The sequence below is a fragment of the Nocardioides sp. genome (assembly GCF_034670285.1).
GTDB lineage: Bacteria > Actinomycetota > Actinomycetes > Propionibacteriales > Nocardioidaceae > Nocardioides.
Window position 1 is genome coordinate 1 of the sequence record NZ_JAXMNS010000464.1, and the last position, 2,733, is coordinate 2,733.

At 70.8% G+C, this 2,733-nt stretch carries 2 protein-coding genes; both read left to right on the forward strand.

Translation table 11 applies throughout. The annotated features are described in order from the left end of the window. Positions 1 to 69 precede the first annotated feature (69 nt). Positions 70 to 1,563 carry a sensor histidine kinase gene (locus VOI19_RS17695; RefSeq protein WP_323794263.1) on the forward strand — a complete coding sequence of 498 codons (1,494 nt, stop codon included), beginning with the start codon at positions 70 to 72 and terminating at the stop codon, positions 1,561 to 1,563. An 87-nt stretch (positions 1,564 to 1,650) separates the two neighbouring features. After that, a partial coding sequence (locus tag VOI19_RS17700; RefSeq protein WP_323794264.1) for a methylmalonyl-CoA mutase family protein occupies positions 1,651 to 2,733 on the forward strand: 1,083 nt, incomplete at its 3' end.

Sequence of the window (2,733 nt, forward strand, 5' to 3'; positions counted from 1 at the left end):
GACTCGATTTTACTTTCCGCAGGTGTCTTGACGTGTGAGGCTGAGAAGATCTGGGGGAGGGGTACGGCTGTGAAGCGGTCACTGGGGGACGGGCAGCTGGGGCAGCTGGGGCAGCTGCGAGAGCTTGCTGCCGAGCACGCGCCCGTTCCCGAGACCCTTATCGGCCCGGATGGTTCGGTCCTGAGCGTCAACCGTGCGCTGTGCGACCTCCTCCGCAGTGACGCAGCCCAGCTGGTCGGCACCCGCTACGCCGACTTCACTCATCCCGACGACCGTGCACGGCACGAGCGGCTGTTCCAGGAGGCGGTCGCGGGGATCCGCGACGGCTACCGCCTGACCAAGCGCTGCCTGCGCGCCGACGGGTCGATCCTGCAGGGCGACTACGCGGTGAACGTGCTGCGCGACGAGGGAGGCCGGGTGCGGTGCCTCGTCGGCCAGCTGATCGACGTGACCCCGCAGCGCGCCCACGAGCAGCAGCTGCGCGAGGCCCTCGAGACCATCACTCGCCAGCGCGAGCTGACCCAGGCGATCCTCGACACCGTCGACGTGGGGCTGCTCCTCATCGACCAGCACGGCCACTACGAGGCCTACAACCGCCGCCACCGCGACTTCCTGCACCTCTCCTACCCCGAGGGTCACCATGGTCAGGCCGGTCAGCTCGGTCATGTCTACGCCGCCGACGGCGTCACGGCCCTGACGACCGAGGAGATGCCGTCGACGCGGGCCGCGAACGGCGAGGAGTTCGACGACCTGCGGATCTGGATCGGCGCCGACTCCGTCGAGCGCCGGGCGATCTCGGTCTCCTCCCGGGCGCTCTTCGACCCCTCGGGCGGCTTCGTCGGCTCGGGAATGTCCTACAGCGACATCACCGAGCTGATGCGGGCGATCCAGATGCGCGACGACTTCCTCGCCTCGGTCTCGCACGAGCTGCGAACCCCGCTCGCCTCCGTCGTCGGCTACCTCGAGCTGCTCGGTGAGAGCCTCGACTTCGGCGCGGAGTCGCGACACCAGATCGAGGTGCTCCAGCGCAACGCCGCTCGCCTGCGTGACCTCGTCTCCGACCTGCTCGAGTCCGCGGAGCAGCGCACGGGTCCGGTCGTGCTGGCCACGATGACGGCCGACGTGAGCCGGATCGCCGAGGAGGCCCTGGAGGCAGCGGTGCCGTCGGGCTGGGAGGCCGGCGTGGAGCTGAAGGGCGAGATCGAGCCCGGGATTCACGGCATCGTCGACGCAGGCCGGGTGCGGCAGGTGATCGACAACCTCGTCTCCAACGGCATCAAGTACTCCGACCCCGGCGATCGGGTCCTGCTGACCCTGAGCTGCAGCGACGACGTGGCGCTCATCGCCGTCCGGGACACCGGCATCGGCATGAGCGAGGACGACCTCGACCGGCTCTTCACTCCCTTCTACCGCTCGGCCCGGGCCCGGGAGCGACTCACTCCCGGCGTCGGGCTGGGACTCGGGATCTGCCAGGCGATCGTGGCCGCCCACGGCGGAAGGATCGAGGTGGAGAGCAGGCCTGGGGAGGGGTCCCTCTTCACGGCGACGCTTCCGTTGACCTGACTCGCGGGCCCCACGGTGCAAGGGGTCTTTGTTTCAGAAACGTCACACTCTGTGGTCGACGCCCCGGGGTGCTTCTAGGGGTCAGGAATGTCTTCACAGGAGAGCGGCGCCGAGACACTCGTGGTGGGTGGCCTCGACGAGCCGACGGGGCTCGAGCCCGACCAGGGGGCGCTGGACCTCGCGCAGCCGGGCGACGACCACACACAGGCCGACTGGGAGAAGGCGACCGCGACGGTGCTGCGCAAGGCGCGCCGGATGACCGACGAGGACGCCGACGACCTGGTCTGGGACAAGCTCACCCTGACCACGCTCGACGGGATCGCGGTGACGCCGCTCGGCACCCCTGACCTGCTCGACGACCTCGACCTGGCGGTGCGCCCGACTCGTTCGGGCGCCTGGGACAACCGCGCCCACCTCGGGCACGGCCCTGCTAAGGCGGGCAACGAGGACGCACTGGTCGACCTCAACGGCGGCGTGACCAGCCTCTGGCTGAGCGTCGGGCCCGACACCGACTTCCACACCCTGCTCGACGGCGTCTTCCTCGACCTCGCGCCCGTCGTCCTCGACGCCACCGCGGACCCGGTGGCCACCGCGCAGGCGTTCCTCGCCTTCGCCGGCGACCTCGAGCTGCACCCGGGCACCAACCTCGGCGTGCCGGCCCCTCAGGCGACCGCCGACATCGCTGCGCTCGCCCAGGAGCGCGGGATCCTCGCGTTCGTCGTCGACGGTACGAGCGTGCACGACCGCGGCGCCTCCGACGCCCAGGAGCTCGGCTGGTCGATGACCGCGGCCGCTGACTACCTGCGCGCCCTGACCGGAGCCGGCGTCGCCCTCGAGGACGCCGCGGGGCTCGTCGAGTTCCGCTACGCGGTCACCGACGAGCAGTTCCCGAGCATCGCCAAGCTACGCGCCGCTCGGCAGCTGTGGGCCCGCGTGCTCGAGCTGAGCGGGGCCGCGCCGGTGGAGCAGAAGCAGCACGCCGTCACCAGCAAGCCGATGATGAGCCGCTACGACCCCTACGTGAACATGCTCCGCACGACCGTCGCCGCGTTCGCGGCCGGCGTCGGCGGCGCGGACGCCGTCACGGTGCTGCCGTTCGACAGCCCCCTCGGTCGCCCCGAGACGCTGGGCCGACGCATCGCGCGCAACACCTCGGCGCTGCTCGTCTCC